The following is a 20,380-nucleotide window of genomic DNA, read 5'->3' on the forward strand; positions in this document are numbered from 1 at the left end:
GGGGGGAGCGGGCCCGATGGCCCTGCGCATCCATTTCACGTACGACGACCTGGCCCGGGTGGTCCTCGCGGAGGAGCCCGACCCGCTGTGGGAGGGGCTGCTCAGCCTGCATCTGCTGCAGAACCGGGACGGCCCCCTGGTGTTCGGCCGCTGGCGCCGGGCCTCCCGCGGCCCCTTCGACCCCGAGCTGTCCCGGCTGCGCCAGCTCGCCCCGCCACGCGGCTACTCGGCGGACTTCCTGACCCCGGCCGGGGCCGCCGACGGCTTCGAGGCGGGCCTGGACGCACTGCTCGCCACGCCCCGGGCCCGGCTGCGGACCGACCTCACGGAACTGTCCCTCCCCCGGTCGCTGCCGGGCTGGTCGCGGCCGCTCGCCGACGGCGACCCCCAGGCACTGCGCGGGCTCGGCGGTCTGGTCCGCCGTCATCACGAACGGTTCGTCGCCCCGTACTGGACCCAGGTCCGCGCCTGCTTCGACGAGGCCCGTTCCGCCGCGGCCAGGGCCCTGCTGCGGTCCGGCTTCGCGGGGCTGGCGCAGGGGCTGCACCCCAGCGTGCGCTGGTCCGCGCCGGTCCTGCACATCGCCGGCGCCCATCTGCGGGGCGATCTCCACCTCGACGGGCGGGGCCTGCGGATCATCCCGTCCTTCTTCTGCTGGCCCGGCCCGATCGTGCTGAAGGACGGCTCCCTGCCCCCGGTGCTCGTCCACCCCGTGACGCACGACCCCCGCTGGCTGGCGCCCCCGCCGCCCGCCACCGCCGGCACGCACCAGGCCCTCGCCGCGCTGCTCGGCCGGGCCCGCGCGGCCGTCCTGGAGGAGCTGGCCGACGGCCGCACCACGAGCGAGGTGGCGGCCCGCGTCGGGCTCAGCCCGGCGACCGTCAGCCACCATGTGGCCGTGCTCCGCGAGTCCGGGCTCCTCACCAGCAGGCGGCTCGGCGGTATCGTCCTGCACACCCTCACCGCCCTGGGCGCCGACCTCCTCGAAGGCGGCCCGACCTGCGGCATTCGACCAGGCTCGAAAGCCGTGGTGCGGGCCGGGAGCCGACGCTGAGCATGGGGAGACGGGGCCGTCAGGTCCTCGACCGCCGAACCAGGGACAGGACATCATGCGCATCGCGAATCGACTCGGCGTCGTGCTGGCCGGCACGGTGCTCGCCACCGGCGCCGCCCTCCTCACCGCGCCCACCGCGTCCGCCGCGAACCCCTGCTGGCAGAGCGGCGGCAACTGGTGGTGCAACAACGTGTCCGGGGCGCCCGTCTACCGGGACCCGTACACGTTCCAGGTGGTGGGATACATGTACAGCAACCCCAGCTGGTTCAAGTGCAGTTACGACTTCGGCGCCACCGTGGGCGGCCCGCACCCCAACCGCTGGGTCTGGACCAAGGCCGACAACGGCGCCTGGGGCTGGATGAAGGACACGGACATCTACAGCGAGACCGACCCGCTGCCGGACGCCTCCCCGTCCTGCCCCTGAGCCGTCGGGCGGCGCCGCGGAGATCCGTCAGAAGGGCCCTGGGTCCAGGTTCCCGAAGGACAGCGCGTCCAGGTCGCCGTCGAAGTCCTCCGGGACCAGCGGCGGCAGGTCCGGCGAGGCGGGCGGTGAGGTGCGGTCGGGGCCGGTGAGGGACTGTTCGGTCCAGATGCACTTGCCGGTGGGCGTGTAGCGGGTGCCCCAGCGCTGGGAGAGCGCGGTGATCAGCTGCAGGCCCCGGCCGCCCTCGTCGGTGTCGCCGGCCCTGCGGATGCGGGGCATGGTGAGACTGCCGTCGAAGACCTCGCAGACCAGCGCGGAGCCGTGCAGCAGGCGCAGCCGGACGGGGCCCTTGGCGTGGCGTACGACGTTGCCGACGAGTTCGCTGGCGAGGAGTTCGGTGGTCGGGGCCAGGTCGTCCAGGCCCCAGGCCGCGAGCTGGTCGCGGACGTGGCGGCGGGCCTGTCCTGCGGCCTTGGGGTCGTCCAGCAGGGACCAGGAGGCCATCCGGTCACCGGTCAGGGCGTGCAGGCGGGCGACGAGGAGGGCCGCGTCGTCCGCCGCCGCGTGCTCGGCGGGCAGCAGGCCGTGCGTGAGGGTGTCGCAGAGGCGTTCCAGGTCGGCGGCGGTGCCGTCCTCGTGGGCGGTGCGCAGAAGACCGGCCAGGTCGGCCATGCCCTCGTCGATGCCGCGTTTCGCCGACTCGACCAGGCCGTCGGTGTAGAGCACGAGCAGGCTGCCCTCGGGCACGCTCAACTCCACCGTCTCGAAGGGCGGTTCGGCCGCGCCGAGCGGCGGATCGGCGGTCCACTCCGGGAAGCGCACGGTCCCGTCGGGACACACCAGCGCCGGCGGCGGATGCCCGGCGCGGACCATCGAGCAGACCTGGGTGGTGGAGTCGTAGAGGGCGTACAGACAGGTGACGTACGACTCCTCGCCCATGGTGCCGACGATGTCGTTGAGGTGGCTCATGATCTCGTCGGGGGGCAGTTCGAGGTCGGCGAGCGTGTGCACGGCCGTGCGCAGGCGGCCCATGGTGGCTGCCTCGGACAGGCCGTGGCCCATGACGTCGCCGACGACGAGGGCGACCTGGCCGCTGGAGAGCGGGATGACGTCGTACCAGTCGCCGCCCACGTCCATGCCCTGTCCGGCCGGCAGGTAGCGGGCGGCCGACTCGCAGGCGGCGAGGGCCGGCAGGTCCTGGGGGAGCAGGGCGCGCTGGAGTTCGCGGGACCGGGTGTGTTCGAGGTCGTAGAGGCGGGCGCGTTCCAGGGCCTGGGCGAGGAGCGCGCTGATCGCGGTCAGCAGGGTGCGTTCCTCGTCGGTGAGGCGGCGCGGCCGGTCGAAGGAGACGACGCAGATGCCGAAGGTGTGGTCGGAGGCGGTCAACGGCAGGAAGGCCCACGCCTGTTTGCCCGAGCGGGCGGGCAGGTCGGCGTGCTGGGGGACGTACTCGGCGAACTCCCGCGCTGAGGAGATGAAGACCGGGGTGCCGGTGTCGATGGCGTCCCAGACCGGGCCGTACGGCGTTCTGGGGCGGCGGTTGACGAGGTGGATGAAGTCGTCCGTGTAGCCGACGGCACCCACGTTGTGCAGGCGGCCGTTCTCCACGGTCTGGACGAGCAGGCCGGCCGCGGCGAACGGCGGCAGGACCCGGAGCGCGACCGCGTCGACGACGTCCTGCGAGGTGGTCGCCTTGGCGAGGGCGGTGGTCAACGCGGCGATGCGGTGGGCCCGTTCGGCGGCGGCGCGCTCGGTCTCGCGGCGCTCCTGCTCGTGCCGTCGCTTCTCGGTGACGTCGCTGAAGTAGATGGTGCGGCCGTCGGGGCCGGGAACCAGCCGCACATGGTGGACGAGGCCGGTGTCCGGTACGTGGACGTCGAACCCGGCGGGCTTCTCCTCGGCGGCGGCCTCCCGGCAGCGGCTCTCCAGGCAGGGGGTCTCCCGCACGGAGGGCAGGTCCCACAGCAGCCGTCCGCACAGTTCCTCCGCGGAGAGGCCGAGGGTGCGTTCCGCCTCCAGGTTGGCGAAGGTGATCCGCCAGCCGTCGTCGACGGCGAGGAAGCCGTCGCTCATGTGCCGCAGGGCCCGGCCGAGGGCGTCCCGCGCGGACCGCGACTCGTCGCTCTCCCAGCCGACGCCGATCATCCGGTGCGGCCGCCCGTGCTCGTCGTAGGTCGCCCGGCCGCGGGCCCGTGTCCAGCCCCAGGTGCCGTCGAGGCGCCGTACGCGGTACTCCGCCTCGTAGACGCCGTGTTCGCGGATCGCCCGTTCCGCCGCGGCGAGGGTCGGGGCGAGGTCGTCCGGGTGGACGATCCGCATCCAGTTCTCTATCTGGCCGGTGAACTCGGCCGGCCTGGTGCCGTAGAGCTCCAGGGCCGCCTCGTCCCAGATCAGGTCGCCGGTGCGGATGTCCCAGTCCCAGGAGCCGAGGCTGACCTCCCTGAGCGCCTGCCGCAGCCGGTCGGCGCCCGGCTCGGGCTGCGCGGGGCCCGTCGGCGGGGGCGCCTGCGCCATGCGGTCCTCGGTCCAGTCGACGACCGCCCGCAGGAAGTCCCATTCCAGACCGGTGGGTTCGCCCCGGTCTCCGGTCAGGACGGTGAGCGCGCCTATGGTGCGGTCACAGCTCGAGACGGGTAACGCGGCGAGGCCGGTGCCGGGCCAGGCGGGGGCCGTGGAACCCAGCGGCGACCACACTCCGCCGCCCTGGTGCAGCGCGCGGGCCGGGGGCAGCGGGCCCTCCTGGTCGATGATCTCCCAGGGGCGGGTGAGCGCGGGCGGCAGGCCGGAGGCCGACACCAGACGCAGGGCCGACATCGGCCCCCGCAGATGGACCATGCCCCCGAGCGCGTCGAGTTCCCCGATCGCGTGCTGGAGCGCCAGCCGGAAGACCTCGCTCTCCGCGACGCCGGGGTCCACCGTGCTGAGCAGGGCCAGCCGTGCGTTCATACGGCAGACCCTAGTGCTCTACCCGCACGTAGGGCAGCCCGCCACAGGAATTCCACAACGACCCCCCCCGGTCCGGGCCGCGCGCCAACAGGGCGTGTGGCGGGGCGAGTTGACGGGTCGGCAGGCCGCCGGGCGTGACCATGATCCGCCGACGGTCGTTGGCCGCTGCGACACAGGATGTGGCGTCACCCGGATCTCCGGCCCGACCTCAGCAGGCGGCATGTTCAAGGCATTGAAGACGTTGGTCACGACGTTCGTCGAGCAGTACGCGCGGAACCAGCAGCTCGAACGGGAGCTGCGGGCGCAGCGCGGTGAGCAGGAGCGGCGCTGGCGGGAGGAGGACCGGGTGGTCCTGCGGGCCGCCCTCGCCGCGAACCGGGTCGCCCTGGAACAGCACAACGCCACGCTCCGGCAGGCGGCCGGCGTCTCGTACCTCACCCTGCGCTGCCACGAGGACACCTGGACCTTCCTGGCGCGGACGGCGTTCGGCGCCTGGGAGCCCGGCTGGACGCAGAGCACGCGCGACCCGTACGACCGCGTCGGGCCGACCGCGACCGGGGCGGCCCGTCTCAGCACCGACCCCAACCTGCCGCCGGGCCGGATCACCAAGGCGGAGGGCGGGATGCAGGACGTCCAGCTCTCCGGCCACAACCTGGTGCTGGTCCTCGACGCCCTGCGCGCGGCCACGGCCTCGGACCTCACCGCCACCGGGGCCCGCGCCAGGACGCTCTACGACCGGCTGGCCTCGTTCACCGCCAAACTCGACCCGGCGGCGCCCACGGGCCGCACCACGGGCATCCTCTGGCGGATCGACGACAGTCTGCACGGCCAGTACGTGAGCCGTCCGCCCGGCACCGGGCGCCCCACCGCCGCGCCCCTCCTCCACAAGGTCCCCTCCCCCGCCCCGGCGGCCCGCCGCCGTCCGGAGCGCGACGGCTCCCCCGTGGCGCGGACGTAGGCGTCGGGAGCGGGAGGGGGCCGGGCGGGGGTCAGGCGGGGGTCAGGCGGGGGTCAGGCGCACTCGTCTCCGGCCGGGCGGTCCTTCTTGCGGAACGTCATCCGCGGAGTTCCGTCGCTCTTGAGTTCGTCGGCGACACCGTCGATGTAATTGCCGTACGAGTAAATTCGGTCGTATCCGCGGCCACGCCAGGAATCGACGACGACGACATCGTCACGCTTTCCGGTCAGATTCCAGGTGTACGACTCCACTGCGAATACCGGATTCACGCGGACGACCCGTTTGGTGGGGCTCGCCTCGATCCAGGCGGTTTTCTGGGGGCCGATGTCGATGACGTCGTTGTTGGTCACGGAGACGGAGTTCTCGATGGCCCAGGAGTAGCTGTAGGAGGCCTCGGCCGAGACGCCGAACCAGCTGCCGATGGACGCCTCGACGCCGGTGGAGCCGCCGACGGTGTGGGAGTACGACCGGGAGGTGGCGTACTCACGGGCCAGTTCCAGGTTGTAGCCACTGTCCGTGCAGTTGGTGCGCGTCTCGCTGATGGGGCGCCAGGCGGCGCGGTAGGTCCAGCTGGAGGCGACGGGGTATTCGCAGTGCCCCTCGAAGCGTTCCCAGCCGGGCTGGAGTGTCCACTTGCCGTCGTCCTTGTGCCACACGGGGGCCTCGCGCCAGGCGGAGCTGTCGCGCAGCTCGCCGGTCGCGATGTTGACGTACCAGTCCTCGTAGCCGGTCCCGCCGTCGGCGCCGCAGACGCGCGCCAGCATCTCGTCGGTGTTCCAGGGCTCCTGGCCCCGGATGTTCACGGCGCCGTTCGGACCGGCCGCGTGCGCGGGCTGGGTCGCGAGCAGGCCCGCCATGGCGCCGAGCAGTGCCGCGCCGGCGGCCGCGGCCCTCCGCACCCGAAAACGGGAAAGGAATCCGGAACGGGACAGCGTCGATTTTTCCGTCACTGAGGTGTTCACTCTTCTCGGGGTTCGGGGCGGGATTGTCGAATTACTTCTTACCCGCGAGTAAGTACACTATCGATTTCCGGCGCTTCACCTGTCAAACGCCCAGGAGGAACGGGAAACAAAGCGGCACAACCGGACACCCGAACCAGGGAAATCCGGGCACCGGCGCCGACGCCCGCAGCGGCGCGCGCGTTCCTGTTACGTTCCTGGGACACTTCCGCGGTCCCGGAGTACAACCTTCCGCCGCATCCGGTCGTCCCCTCCGACGACGGCGCCGTCCCGGCGCCGCGCCACGGCAGGGCAGACAGGGGGCGGCATGCGACGCATCGGAACCATGGTCATGGCACTCGCGCTCGCGGGGGCCGCGATCGCGACGGCCGCGGTCACCGCCAGTGCCGCGCCGGGGGGCGCCGGGCGGGGCTCCGCCGCCTGCCCGACGGGCTGGGGCAGCGGCCTCAAGGGCGTCCCGGACAGCGGCACGGTGCCGCTGGCGGACATCAGGACCGGCCGCCACGACTGCTACGACCGCATCGTCTTCGACGTCCCCGAGGGCGGCGACCGCCTCGGCCACTGGGTCCAGTACGTCGACCGGCTCCACCAGACCGCCTCCGGCGACGTCATCCCCGTGGACGGGGGTGCCATCCTGGAGATCCGGGTCGCCGCCCCCAGTCACGACCCCGGGACCGGCGCGGTGGTCTACCCCGGTGAGGTCGCCGAGCCCCTGCCCGGCGTGGACCTCTCCGGCTACCGCACCTTCCGCGACACCCGCTTCGCCGGCAGCTTCGAGGGCGAGACCCAGATCGGCCTCGGCGTCCGCGCCCGCCTGCCGTTCCGGGTGCTGCGGCTCCCGGGCCGCCTGGTGGTGGACGTGGCCCACAGCTGGACCTAGGGCCCCTGGGCACGCGAGGAGTTCCGCCGGGACACGCGCGGCCCGGCGGCGGCATCGCTCCTGACGGGACGACTTGTAGGGTCCGGACGTGGAGAGATCGAACGAGCATGTGAACGACGGAGCCGCGTCGACGCTGCTGGACGTGCTGCTCGGGGCCGCTCGGGAGACCCCCGGACAGACCGTCGTTCACGTCCGGGGGGACGGCCGCGAGCACACGGTCACCTTCGCCGGCCTCCGCGACGACGCCCTGCGCGTGGCGGGCGGGCTCAGGGCGGCGGGCGTCACGCCCGGCACCCCGCTGCCGCTGGTCGCCGACCGGGGCGACACCTTCCAGCCGCTGTTCTGGGGCGCGCTGGCGGCGGGGGCCGTGCCCGTGCCGCTCGCCCCGGAGCCGCGCCGGATCGGCCCGGTGTGGGACCTCCTCGGCAGGCCGCCCGTCCTGGTGGACGAGACCACGGCCGCCGTCGTGGCGGCGACGGGCGACGAGAGCGAGGCTCCCGGGGCCCAGGTCCCGTCCCCCATCAGGATGTTGCGGCTCGACACGCTCCGGCGCGGCCGTCCGCCGCGGCACCTGCACCGGCCGGCCCCCGGCGATGTCGCCTTTCTCCAGTTCTCCTCCGGCAGCACCGGCGCCCCCAAGGGCGTGGAGCTGACGCACGCCGGCGTCCTCGCCAACATCCGCCAGATCCGCGCCGCGATGGCGATCGGCCCGGACGACGTGCTCGCGACCTGGATGCCGTACTTCCACGACATGGGTCTCATCGGCACCCACCTCGTGCCCATGGCCGCGCGCCTGAAGCAGATACGCATCGAGCCGCTGTCCTTCGCGAAGCGGCCCGCCCTGTGGTTCGAGGCCGCCGACCGCCACCGCGCGACCCTGCTGTCGGCCGCGAACTTCGCCCTGGCGCTCGCGGTGCGCCGGGTCCCCGCCACCGCGCTCGACGGCCTCGACCTCGGCTGCGTACGGCTGCTGCTCGTCGGCGCCGAACCCATCGCGCCCCGCGTCTGGCGGGAGTTCACCGCCCTCACCGCCCCGGCGGGACTGGACCAGCGCGCCCCGCTGCCGGTGTACGGCCTGGCCGAGGCGACCCTCGCGGTGACCGTACCGCCGCTCGGCGAGAGCGCGGAGCCGCTGGTGCTGGACCGGGCCGCGCTCGCCCGGGGCCGGGTGACGCAGACCGAACCCGGGCCGCACGCGGTGGAGTTGATGGACCTGGGGCGGCCGGTGGAGGGCTGCGAGCTGCGGATCACCGGTGCTTCCGGGAGCCCGCTGGGCGAACTGCGGGTCGGGCAGGTGGAGGTGCGGGGGCCGCAGCTGGGGCGCGGATACCACCGGGCGCCCGAGGCGAGCGCGGAGGCGTTCGGGGACGACGGCTGGCTGCGCACCGGGGACCTCGGCTTCCTGCGGGACGGGCGGCTGTGCGTCACCGGGCGCCACAAGGACGTGGTGTTCGTCAACGGCCGTACGTTCCACGCCTCCGACCTGGAGGAGAAGGTCGCCGCGACGCCGGGGCTGCCGCCGGGTGCCGTGGCCGTCGTGGGGTCCACCGACCCGGCCGGCGGCGGCGAGCGGGCCGTCGCCTTCGTGCAGTGGGCCCGGCCCGCCTCCTCGGCCGCCGCACCGGTGCTCCGCGCCGCGGCCGCCCGGCTGCGGGAGACCCTCGGCCACGACGACGTCCGGGTACTGCCGCTGCCGCCGGGGGCGTTCGCCCGGACCACCAGCGGGAAACTGCGCCGCGGGGTGCTGAGGACGCGCTACGAGGCCGGCGCCTACGCGGAGGTGGAGGCGCGCTGGGCGGAGGCGGCGGGGGACACCGCGCACCCGGCGGCGGGGCCGACCCCGGCGGAGCGCGGGAGGACCGGGGCGACGAGCCGGACGGACGGGCCCGCAGGGGGCGCTCCCCGGTCGCCGCGGGAGGTCCGGGAGGCGGTACGGGAGGTGTGGGCACGGGCGCTGGAGGTGCCCGTGTCCGCCGTGGGGCCGCGCGAGCGGTTCTTCGACCTCGGGGGGTCCTCGCTGCGCGCGATGACCGTACTGGCCGGGCTGGAGGACGTGTTCGGGGTGACGGTGGAACCCGGCGCGCTGCGCGAGCACGACACGGTGGCGGGGCTCTCCGGCCATGTGCTGTGCCTGCTGGAGGAGGAGCACGCGAAGGGGCTCCCGACGGCCGGACGGAAGCCGTCGGGCGAGGCGGGCCCCGGCGCTCTGGGCGCTTCCGGGGCTCTCGGGGCTCTCGGCGCACCCGGGGCTTCTGGCGCTTCCGGCGCTTCCGGCGCTTCCGGCGCTTCCGGCGCTTCCGGCGCTTCCGGCGCTTCCGGCGCTTCCGGCGCTCCCAGGGCTTCCGGCACTCCCGGGGCTTCCGGGGCTCCTGGCGCACCCGGGGCTTCCGGGGCTTCCGGGGCTCTCGGCGCTCCCGGGGCTCTCGGCACTCCCGGGGCTTCTGGCGCTTCCGGCGCTCCCAGGGCTTCCGGTACTCCCGAGGCTTCCGGTACTCCCGAGGCTTCCGGCACTCCCGAGGCTTCCGGCGCTTCCAGGGCTCCCGGCACTCCCGGCATCCTCGGGCCTTCCGGGGCTCCCGACGCTTCCGACGCTTCCGGCACCCACGACGCTCCCGACGCTTCCGGCGCTTCCAGGGCTTCCGGCGCACCCGGCGCACCCGGCGCACCCGGCGCACCCGGCACTCCCGGCACTCCCGGCGCCTCCGGCGCTTCCGGCACTCCCGGCACTCCCAGCGCTTCCGGGACCCCCGGTGCCGGACCCGTCGGTGCGGTTGCTGTTCTCTCCGTCGCCTGCCGCTTTCCCGGGGCCGGGACGCCGGAAGCCTTCTGGGACCTGCTCGCGCGCGGCGGCGACTCGGTCGGCGGCCTGCCCGAGGGCAGGCCGGAGGACGGGCCCCGCACGGGCTCCTTCCTCACCGACCCCGCCGCCTTCGACGCCGGTTTCTTCGGCATGGACGACGCGGAGGCCCGGGCCACCGACCCCCAGGCACGGATCTTCCTGGAACTGGCCCACGAGGCACTGGAACGCGCCGGGTACGCGGGCCCCCGCCGGGCGGGCCGCCGGATCGGGGTGTTCGCGGCGGCCGGTGACAGCGGGTACCGCGAGATCCTGGCCGAGGCCGCCGACGGGGACCTCGCCCGCCACCCGGCCGCCCTCACCGGCAACCTCCCCAACCTGGTCGCCGCCCGCGTCTCGCAGGTGCTGGACCTGAACGGCCCCGCCCTCGCCGTGGACACGGCCTGCTCCTCCGCGCTGGTCGCCCTGCACCTCGCCCGGCGCAGCCTGCTGGCCGGCGAGTGCGACCTCGCCGTCGTCGGCGGCGTCAACCTGGGCCTGACCCCGACCGGCCACCGCCTCCTCGAAGCGACGGGCGCGCTGTCGCCGAGCGGCCGGTGCCGCGCGTTCGCCGCCGACGCGGACGGCTTCGTCCCCGGCGAGGGCGGCGCCACGCTCGTCCTCGCCCGCCCGGCCGACGCCCGCGCCGCCGGCGACACGGTGCTCGCCCTCGTACGCGGTACGGCGGTCAACAACGACGGCCGCTCGCTCGGCCTGCTCGCCCCCGCCCCGCGCGGCCAGCGCGAGGTGATCGGCCGCGCGTACGAGGGGTGCGGCGCCGATCCGGCCGACGTGTCGTACGTGGAGGCGCACGGTACGGGGACGCCGATCGGCGACCCCGTCGAGGCGCGGTCGCTCGGCCAGGCGTTCCCGCCCCGCGCCGACGGCGTCCCGCGCGGGCTCGGCTCGGTCAAGGCGAACCTCGGGCACCTCCTCAACGCGGCCGGGATGCCCGCGCTCGTCAAGGTCGTCCTCGCCCTCTCCCACCGCCGCCTCCCGCCCTCTCCCCACGCCACCCCGCCGGCCCCCTTCCTCGCCGACGCCGCTCCCGGCTTCCGGCTGGTCACCGGGGACGCCGGGGGTGCCGAGGAATGGACCGGCCCCGGCAGCGCGGAGGGCCGCCCGCTGCTCGCCGGCGTGAACTCCTTCGGCTTCGGCGGCACCAACGCGCACGCGGTGCTGGAGGAGGCGCCGGGGCAGGTCGCCGACGCGGTGTCCGCCGGGGCCGACGAGGGCCCGCGTCTGCTGACCCTCTCCGCCCGCTCCGCCGCCGGACTGCGCGCCGCCGCCGCCGAGTTGGCGGCGTATCTGCGGGCCCACCCCGAGGCCGACGAGGGCGAGGTGTGCCGCAGCGTCAACACGGCCCGGGACGAGGGACCGTACCGGCTGGCCGTGGTGACGGAGGGCGGTGACCTCGCCGAGCGGCTGGCGGCGGCCGGGGAGCCGGGCACGGCGGACACGGCCGGCATGACGGGCACGGCGGGCGCGGCCCGGCCCCGCACGGTGTTCGTCCTTCCGGGTCAGGGCGCCCAACAGGCCGGACTCGGAAGGGAGTTGTACCGCACGGCACCCGTGTTCCGGGACATCCTGGACGAGGTCTCCTCGCTCACCGGGCCGGTGCTCGGCCGCTCGCCGGCCGCCTGGTGCCTGGACGAGGACGCCGACCCCGCCGACCTGGCCCGCACCGAGGTGGCGCAGCCGCTGCTGGTCGCGTTCGGGGTGGCGCTGGCCGGGCAGCTGGCCGCGTGGGGGGTGACGCCGGACGCGGTCGTGGGGCACAGCGTCGGCGAGATCACCGCCGCGTGCGTCGCCGGGGCCCTGTCCCCGGCCGAGGCCGTGGGCTTCGCCGCCGAACGCGGGCGTCTGATGGGCCTGCTGTCCGCACCGGGCGCCATGGCGGCCGTACGGGGGGACGAGGAGACCGTCGCCGCCGTGCTCGCCGAGTCGGACGGCGCGCTCTGCGTGGCCGCCGTCAACTCACCGACGCAGGTGGTGCTGTCGGGCGCCGCCGACGCCGTCGACCGGGCGGTGGCGGCCCTCACGGCCCGTGGCGTGGCCGCCCGCCGGCTGCGCGTCTCGCACGCCTTCCACTCGCCGCTGCTGACGCCCGTGCTCGACCCGCTCCACAGCGCGGCGAAGGCCCTGACCGTCCACCGGACCGGCGTCCCGCTGCTGAGCACGGTCACCGGCCACTGGAACCCCGACCTCACCCACGGCTCCGGCTCCGGCTCCGGCACCGGCACCGGCACCGACTCCGCCACGGGTTCCGGCTACTGGCGCGAGCACGCGATCCGCCCCGTCCGCTTCGGCGACGCGATCGGCCGGCTCCTCGACGAGGGCTACGACACGTTCGTCGAACTCGGCGCCGGTGCGACCCTCGGCGCGCCGGTCCGCGCGACCGCCGCCGGGCGGCCCGGTGTCACACCCTCCGACGTGACGGTCCTGACCGCGCTGCCCGCTACGGCGGGGGCGGGGGCGAGCGCCCTGCTGGAGACGGCCGGCCGGCTCTGGACCCGTGGGGCTCCGCTGGACCCGGCGGCGCCGGCGTCCCCGGCCCGGCGCACGGCACGCCGGGTGCCCGTGCCCACGTACCCCTTCCAGCGCGACCGGTACTGGCCGCAGCGCCTCGCCACACCGCCCGCCGGGCCCGGTACGGCCACCTCCGGTACGGCCACCTCCGGTACGGCCACCCCCGTGACGGAGCCCCTGGTCCGGCCCCTGCTGTGGCGGGACGCCCCGCTCGGCACCGGACCCGGCCCCGCCCCCCGGGTCCGCCTGACCGGCGCCGACACCCCGCTCCGCCGGGCCCTCACCGCCCGGCTCGCCGCGCGCGGAGCGCTCGTGCCGGGGTCGCCGGAGGGCGCGGGGACGGCCGTCGCCCCGGAGACGGCCGCCGTCCCGGAGACCGTGCTGTGGTTCGCCGCCGCCGAGGGGGCGGCGGACGAGGCGGGCACCGCCGTGCCCGCCCTGCGCGAGACACTGTCCTCGCTCGGCACGGGCCCGGCCCGCCTGCTGCTGATCACGGAGAACGCGTACCCGACCGACGACACCGACACCGAAACCGAAACCGGCGCCGACGCCGACGCCGACGCCGACACCGCTTCCGGCACCCACCGCCGCCCCGGCACCCGCCCCGCACAGGCCCTGCTGCACGGCTTCGCCCTGGCCCTGCCCGAGGAACATCGCGGGCTCTCCTCCCTGGGCGTCGACCTCTGCGCCGGGGACTCTCTCGACTCCCGACTCTCCGCGCTGGAGGAGGAGTTGAGCGCCACCGCCACCCCCGGCGCGGGCGGTACCGTCGCCCGGCGCGCGGGCCGCCGACTCGCCCGTACGGCCGTCGCCCCGGCCGTCCCGGCGTCCCCGGCACCGCTTCCCCCGGACGGCACCTACCTGATCACCGGCGGCGCGGGCGGTCTCGGCTCCGCGCTCGCCCGTGACCTGGCGGAACGCGGCACGCCCACCCTGGTCCTCACCGGCCGCACGACCACCCCGCCGCACGCCCTGCTCGCCGACCTGCGCGCCCTCGGCGCCGACGCCCGCTACCGGGCCGCCGACATCACCGACGCGGCCGCCGTCGACGCGCTCGTCGCCGGACTGCCGTCCCTGGACGCGGTGTTCCACGCGGCGGGCACGGCCCGTCCCGGCAGCCTGCGCGGCAAACCCGACGACGAGATCGAGGCCGTCCTCGCCGCGAAGGTCCGCGGTACGGTCCTCCTCGCCGGGGCACTGCGCCGGCACGGCCGGGAGGACGCCGTGTGCGTGGTCCTCTCGTCCGTCTCCGCCGTGCTGCCCGGACTCGCGGGCGCCCTCGGCGACTACGCCGCCGCCAACGCCTTCCTCGACGCCTTCGCCGGCGCCGAACGCGCCGCGGGCCGCCCCTGGCGGAGCGTCGCCCTCGGCCCCGTCGCCGACACGGGCCTGGCGAGCGGCCCGCCCTCGCACGCCGGGCTCCCGCACCACGGACCCGCGCCGATGACCGTGCGGGCCGCCCTGGCCGGTCTCCGCTCGGCGGTCGCCCTGGACGCGGCCCACGTCCTGGTGGCGGCACCCGCGGCCGCCGGCGAACGGCCCCTGCCGAGCCCCCACGCGCCCACAAGCACCGGCAATGGCACCGGCACGCCCGCGACCCCCGAGGTCGCCGCCCTCGTCCGCCGTCTCCTCGCGGAGGCCCTGCACCGCCCCCCGCAGGAGATCGGCGACGACGCCCAGTTCCTCACCCTCGGCCTGGACTCCCTCAGCGCCGTCGACCTCGCCCGCCGCCTGGAACGCGAACTCGGTCGCCCCCTCCCGGCCACCCTCCTCTTCGAGCACCGCACCCTCGGCGAACTGGCCGCCCATCTGGCCGCCACGCCACCGCCGCACACACCGACCCCGGTGTCCGCGCCACCTCACGACCCGGCGCCGAGCCCCGGTCCGTACGCCCCCCACTCCCTCACACCGCTCCAACTCGCCTTCCACACCACCGAGACCCTGCACGAGGGCCTCACCGCCTACGGCTACCTCCGCCAGAGCGTCCGCGGCCCGCTCGACCCCGCGCTCCTCGGCCGGGCGTTCGCCCACCTCGCCGCCCGCCATCCCATGCTGCGGCTGCGGTTCACCGGAGACGACGGCCCGGTCCCCCGCCAGTACGCCGCCCCCGCCGGGCCGGTGGACACGGCCCCCGGCTGGTTCGAGGTACGGGAAACGCCCGACCTGCGGCGGCTGGAACACGACCTGTGCAACCGCCCGTTCGACCTGACCGCACAGGACCCGGTCCGGGCCGTCCTCGTGCCCGACCGCGCCGACGCGCACCTCGCCCATCTGCTGCTGGTCGTCCACCACGCCGCCGCCGACGGCTACAGCCTCAAGCTGCTGGCCGAGGAGCTCTGGTCGCTCCACGCGGCCCTGGAGCGCGGGGACGACCCCTCCCGACTCCCTTCGCCGCAGGGCCGGTTCGCCGACTACGCGGCCGCCGTGGACGCCGAGCGCCGGTCGCCGGCGTACGCGGAGGACCAGCGGTACTGGCGCGACCGCCTGGCCGCGCACACCGTCCCCTCCCCCGCCCTCCCGTACGACGGCGACCCCGAGGCGCCCCCCGCACCGCCCCTCACCCATCACCGCACCGGCATCGACGAGGAATTGACCGCCGCGCTCCGCGAGACCGCGGCACGGCACGGGGTCTCGTTGTTCCATCTGCTGCTGGCCGTGTACGGGCGCTGTCTGGCGCGGTGGAGCGGGCGACGGGCCGTCGCGGTGAACGTGGCGCGGGCCCGGCGGGAGCTGCCGGTCACCGGCATCGACACGCTGGTGGGGCCGCTGGCCGACACCCTGCCGGTGTTCGTGGACGTCGACCCCGACGAGCCGGTCACCGCGCTCGCCGACCGGCTGCGGCGGATCTGGGCCGAGGCCGAGGCGCACGCGACCCCCGGCAGCACCGACCTGGCCCGGCTGCTGTCCGGGCTGCGGCCCGCCACGGGCCCGGCACCGCGCACGGCGGCCGAGGCGGGCTTCAGCTTCGCCCGCTTCCCGGTGGTCCACGGCGCCGACTGGCCCGTCACCGTCACCCCGACGGCCGCGGCCACCGCCTCCGCCGCCACCCGGCTCGGCCTGCTGTGCTGGGAGGCCGACGCGGCCCTGCGTCTGTCGTGGAACCACCCGGCCCGCCTCTTCCGCCCCGAGACCGTACGCCGCCTCGCCGACGAGTACGTCGCCGAACTGCGCGCCGCCGTCACGGGCCCGGCCACCGCGCCGGCCACCCTCACGGGCCCGGCCATCGCCCCGGCCGCGGTGGCGGGCGACGGCCTCGTGGAGCGCCTGCGTGCCCGGTTCCGCGCCACCCCCCTGTCGGTCGCCGTGGACGCCGGCGACGGCACCACGCTCACCTACGCGGCCCTCGACACCGCCTCCGCCGCCCTCGCCGCCCGGCTGCGCGCCCACGGCGTGCGCCCCGGCGACCTGGTCGGACTCCTCACCGAACCGGGCGGCACGGACACGGTCACCGCGGTCGTCGGCATCCTGCGCGCGGGCGCCGGCTGGGTACCGCTGGACGCGACCCACCCGAGCGCCCGGCACCGGGACCAGCTGTCCCGTACCGGCGTGCGCGTCCTGGTCCACGACCGGGCGGCCCGGGAGACCGCCGCCGCCCTGGACGGCGTCACGGCGGTGCCGGTGGTGCCCGACGCACCCGACGCACCCGAGCCGTCGCCGCCCGGCGCCACCGCCCCGGCGGCGGACGCCCCCGCGCTCGCCCCCTGCCCCTCGCCCTTCCCCTCCCCCTCCCCCGATGCCATCGCGTACGTCATCTTCACCTCCGGTTCGACGGGCCGCCCCAAGGCCGTCCCCATCACCCACCGGTCGATGACGAACTACCTCGACTGGTCCCTGGCCACGTTCGGCTACGGCCCCGGCGACCGGCTCGCGCAGACGGCGTCGGTCTGTTTCGACGCCTCCGTACGGCAGTTGCTGGCCCCGTTGCTGGCCGGCGCCACCGTGCACACCCTCTCCCACGACCTGCTGCGCGACCCCGAGGCCCTCCTCGACCGCGTCGTCGCGGACCGGATCACGGTGTGGAGTTCGGTCCCCACCCTGTGGGAACGCCTGCTGACCGCCGCCGAGGACCGCCTCCGGCGGGACGGCACGGCCCCCGACCTCTCCGCCCTGCGCTGGGTCCACGTGGGCGGGGAGGCACTGCCCGCGGCCCATGTGCGCCGCTGGTTCGACCTCCTCGGCGCCCCCGTCGGCGACGCCCCGCGTCCCGCGCACGCCCACCGGATCGCCAACCTGTACGGGCCCACCGAGGCCACCGTCAACGCCACCTGCCACCTCATCGACACCCGCCCCGGCGACGACGTACGCCACCTCCCCATCGGCCGCCCGGTCGCCGGCACCGAACTCGCGGTGATCGGCGAGGACGGACACGCATGCGCCCCCGGCGAGCCCGGCGAACTGCTCATCGCCGGCGTCGGCCTCACCCCCGGCTACCTGGGCGACCCCGACCTGACGGCCGCCGCCTTCACCGAACGGGACGGCCGCCGCTGGTACCGCAGCGGCGACCGGGTGCGCCGCCGGACCGACGGGGTGCTGGAGTTCCTGGGCCGGCTCGACGACCAGGTCAAGGTACGCGGCCACCGGGTCGAACTCGGCGAGATCGAGGCCGCCCTGCTCACCCACCCGGGCACGGCCCGCGCGGCCGTGCTGCTGCGGGAGGGACGGCTGGAGGCGTACGTCGAGCCGAGGACCGGCACCTCCCCGCTCGACCCCCGCGAGGTGCGTGCCTTCCTCGCCCGCACCCTGCCCCCGTACATGCTCCCCGCCCGCGTCCACTCCCTCCCCGCCCTCCCCCTGACCGGCACGGGCAAGATCGACCGCCACCGCCTCGCTCCACGCGACGCGGCAGCCACCGAACTCCCGCGCACGGCGGCCGAGTTGACGCCCACGGCGCCCACAGCCCTGTGGACCCCCACCGAACGCCTGCTGGCGCGCACCTGGTCCGCGCTGCTGGACGTGCCGGAGTCCCTGATATCCCGGCAGGACGACTTCTTCGCGCTCGGCGGTGACTCCCTCACCGTGCTGGAACTGTTCTCCCGCCTGCGCCGGGAACGTCCCGAACTGCCCCGCCCGACCGCCGTCTACACCCATCGCACCCTGACGGCCCTGGCGGCGGCCGTCGACGCCACGGCCCAAGACGCCCGCACCCCCGACACCCCGCAGGACCGGCGGCCCGCGCACGACCTCACCCCCTACCCGCTCACCCCCTCCCAACAGGGCTTCCTCCTCGCCGACACCCTCACGTCCGGGACACCGGACGCCGACCCCGCCTGGCTGGCCCGCTTCCGGGTCCGCGGGCCCCTGGACCCCGATCTCCTCCAGCGGTGCGTCGACGTGCTCGTGGCCCGCCACCCCATGCTCCGCACGGTCTTCCCGGCCGGCGCCCGCCCGCCCGTGCAGCAGGAACTCCCGTCCTCGCTACGGCTCCCCGTCCAGACGGAGACCCTGGCCCACCCGGGCCTCCTGGAGGAACGCGCCGCCGAGGAGGCCCGCCGCCGGTTCGAGCCCTGGGCCTGGCCCCTGCTGCGGCTGCGCCTGCTCACCGTCGCCCCGGACGACCACGTACTCCTCGTCCACGCCCACCACCTCATCGGCGACGGCTACAGCGCGGCCCTCCTGACCCGCGAACTCCTCACCGTGTACGACCGTTTCGCGCGCGGCCTCCCCCACGGCCTGGAGCCCCTGGAGTCCACCTTCCGCGACCACGTGCTGCACCGCACGGCCGCACGGCCGCCGCTGACCCCGGAAGGGGAGGCGTACCGCGCCCGCCATCTCGCCCCCTACACCCCGCCGGTCCTGCGCGCGCCCCACCGGGACGGCACCGCCCCCGCCGTCCACACCGCCGCCTTCACTCTCGACGCCGCCCGCACCCACGCCCTGCGCCGCCTCGCCGGGGCCGCGGGCACGACCCTCCACGCCCCGGTCCTCACCGGGTATTACCGCGCCCTCGCCGCCCTCACCGGCCGCCGCGACCTGGTCCTCGGCCTGGCCGTCACCGGCCGGGACGAGGGCACTCGGGACGCGCACCGCGTCTTCGGCCCGTTCGCCGAGGCGGTGGCCGTGCGCCCGGCGCCCCCGTCCGACGGCCGCTCGCCCGACGGCTGCTCCGCCGCCGACGGCTTCGACGGCTTCGACGAGGACCTCCGCCGGGTCGCCGCGGAGTCGGTCGCGGCCCGTACCGCGGGCCCGCTGGATCTCCGTACGCCCCAAGGGCTGCCCCGTACTGCCCAGTTCTTCTTCACCTTCCTCGACTTCACCGCCCTCGGCGCGCCGCCCGACACCGCCCTGACGCTCCGGGCCGACGACACCGACACCGCACTCGCGCCGCCGCCCGTGGGCACCGACGTCTTCCTCGCCGTCCGCCCCGCACCCACCGGCGACCCCGCCGGCGGCGGCGGTGACAGCGACGGCAACGGCCTGCGGATCACGGCTCGGGTGCCGGCGACCGCCCTCTCGCCCGAGCAACTGACCGCGTTCATGGAGGAGTTGCGCCGTCGGCTGGAGCAGGCAGCGCGTACGAAGACCACCACGGCCACCGGAACCACCGTCGCCGCCCCGCCCCTCGACGCGGCCCTCGTCGGCTACCTCCCCGCCCCGCGGCAGCTCGCCGCCTACGCCGGGCTCTCCCCGGACACCGCGCCCGGCCGTGAGGCGATCCGCGCCCTGCTCTTCCCGGACGGCCGGGCCAGGCTGCTGGAGAGCGTCACCACGCCCCTCGGCAGGTCCGGCTTCGTCGCGCTCCCCCTCTTCGCCGACGAACTGACGGGCCCGCCGCCCGTCGGCGGCCCGGCCACCCTCGCCGCCCTGACCGCGCGCGCGGTGGACCACGCCGTCTCCCTCGGCGCCCGCGGTGTCTCCCTGGCCGGCATGATCCCGGCCCTCACCGGCTACGGCTACGACGTCCTGCGCGAGACCTCCCCGGCCGCCGGGACCGTCCTCACCACAGGCCACGCCACCACGACCGTCGCCGTCGTCAGGACCGTGCGGGCCGCGCTCGCCGCGACCGGACGTGACCTGGCCGGGCTCACCCTCGCCGTCGTCGGCTGCGGCTCCATCGGCACCTCGTCCCTGCGGCTGCTCCTCACCCTGAGCCCCCGTCCGCCGGCCCGGCTCCTGCTCTGCGACGTGCCGGGCAGCGCCCCCCGCCTGCGGCGGCTCGCCGCCGAACTCCTCGCCGACCACCCCGCCCTGTCCGTCCAGGTCGTCGAGCCGGCCGACCGGACCGCCCTCCCCGCCGAGGTCTACGGGACGGCCGACGTCGTCGTCACGGCCGTCGGCGGCGGCCCGACGACCCTGCTGGACATCGACCGGCTGCGCCCCGGCACGATCGTCGTGGACGACTCCTTCCCGCACTGCTTCGACACCGCGCGGGCCCTGCGACGCATGCGTGACGAGCGGGACGTCCTGGTCGTCGGGGGCGGCCTGCTCGCCCTGGACTCCACCGAGACCCACCCGGCACCGGACCTCCCGGCCGCCGTCCTCACCGCCCTCACCGGGGCCACCGGCCGGACGGGGCAGCACCTCGCACTCCACCTTCCCGGCACCCTCGCGTCCTGCCGCCTGGAGTCCCTGCTCCACGCCCACCTCGCCGACCCGTCCTCCGGTACGCGGCTGCCCCTGGTGCACGGCCTGGTCGACCTGCCCCGCGCCCTCGCCCACTGGGACGCCGCCGAGGCCGCCGGCGTCCGCGCGGCCCCCCTCCACCTCCTCGGCCACACCGTCCCGCCGGAGGCCCTGAGCGCCCTGCCCCCGCCCTCGGCCCCGCCCCGGCGGACGCGGTGAGGCGCACGCGGCGCA

The 20,380-nt window shown here is 76.0% G+C and carries 7 protein-coding genes; 5 read left to right on the forward strand and 2 right to left on the reverse strand.

Annotated elements, in window-relative coordinates:
- The first annotated feature begins 16 nt into the window (after positions 1-16).
- Together PYR72_RS23860 and PYR72_RS23865 are read left to right on the forward strand one after the other, a co-directional pair.
- Complete coding sequence (locus PYR72_RS23860; RefSeq protein ID WP_275457208.1) at positions 17-1,054, forward strand: helix-turn-helix domain-containing protein; 1,038 nt, start codon at positions 17-19, stop codon at positions 1,052-1,054.
- A gap of 55 nt (positions 1,055-1,109) precedes the next feature.
- Positions 1,110-1,478, forward strand: a complete 369-nt coding sequence (locus PYR72_RS23865; RefSeq protein ID WP_275457209.1) for a hypothetical protein — start codon at positions 1,110-1,112, stop codon at positions 1,476-1,478.
- Positions 1,479-1,505: 27 nt separating this feature from the next.
- Here the strand turns inward: PYR72_RS23865 and PYR72_RS23870 are convergent, their stop codons facing one another.
- Complete coding sequence (locus PYR72_RS23870) at positions 1,506-4,424, reverse strand: SpoIIE family protein phosphatase (RefSeq protein ID WP_275457210.1); 2,919 nt, start codon at positions 4,422-4,424, stop codon at positions 1,506-1,508.
- A 220-nt stretch (positions 4,425-4,644) separates the two neighbouring features.
- Here PYR72_RS23870 and PYR72_RS23875 point away from each other — a divergent pair, with 220 nt between their 5' ends.
- Complete coding sequence (locus PYR72_RS23875; RefSeq protein ID WP_275457211.1) at positions 4,645-5,382, forward strand: hypothetical protein; 738 nt, start codon at positions 4,645-4,647, stop codon at positions 5,380-5,382.
- A gap of 53 nt (positions 5,383-5,435) precedes the next feature.
- Here PYR72_RS23875 and PYR72_RS23880 read toward each other — a convergent pair whose 3' ends face one another.
- Positions 5,436-6,281, reverse strand: coding sequence for a hypothetical protein (locus tag PYR72_RS23880; protein ID WP_275457212.1), 846 nt, complete (start codon positions 6,279-6,281; stop codon positions 5,436-5,438).
- 367 nt (positions 6,282-6,648) lie between these two features.
- Between PYR72_RS23880 and PYR72_RS23885 the strand changes: the two genes are divergently transcribed.
- Together PYR72_RS23885 and PYR72_RS23890 are read left to right on the forward strand one after the other, a co-directional pair.
- Complete coding sequence (locus PYR72_RS23885) at positions 6,649-7,221, forward strand: hypothetical protein (protein ID WP_275457213.1); 573 nt, start codon at positions 6,649-6,651, stop codon at positions 7,219-7,221.
- 88 nt (positions 7,222-7,309) lie between these two features.
- Positions 7,310-20,365: a non-ribosomal peptide synthetase/type I polyketide synthase gene (locus PYR72_RS23890; protein ID WP_275457214.1), complete on the forward strand. Its 13,056-nt coding sequence runs from the start codon at positions 7,310-7,312 to the stop codon at positions 20,363-20,365.
- Positions 20,366-20,380 lie beyond the last annotated feature (15 nt).

Source organism: Streptomyces sp. VNUA24, from assembly GCF_029167005.1.
Lineage (GTDB): Bacteria > Actinomycetota > Actinomycetes > Streptomycetales > Streptomycetaceae > Streptomyces > Streptomyces scabiei.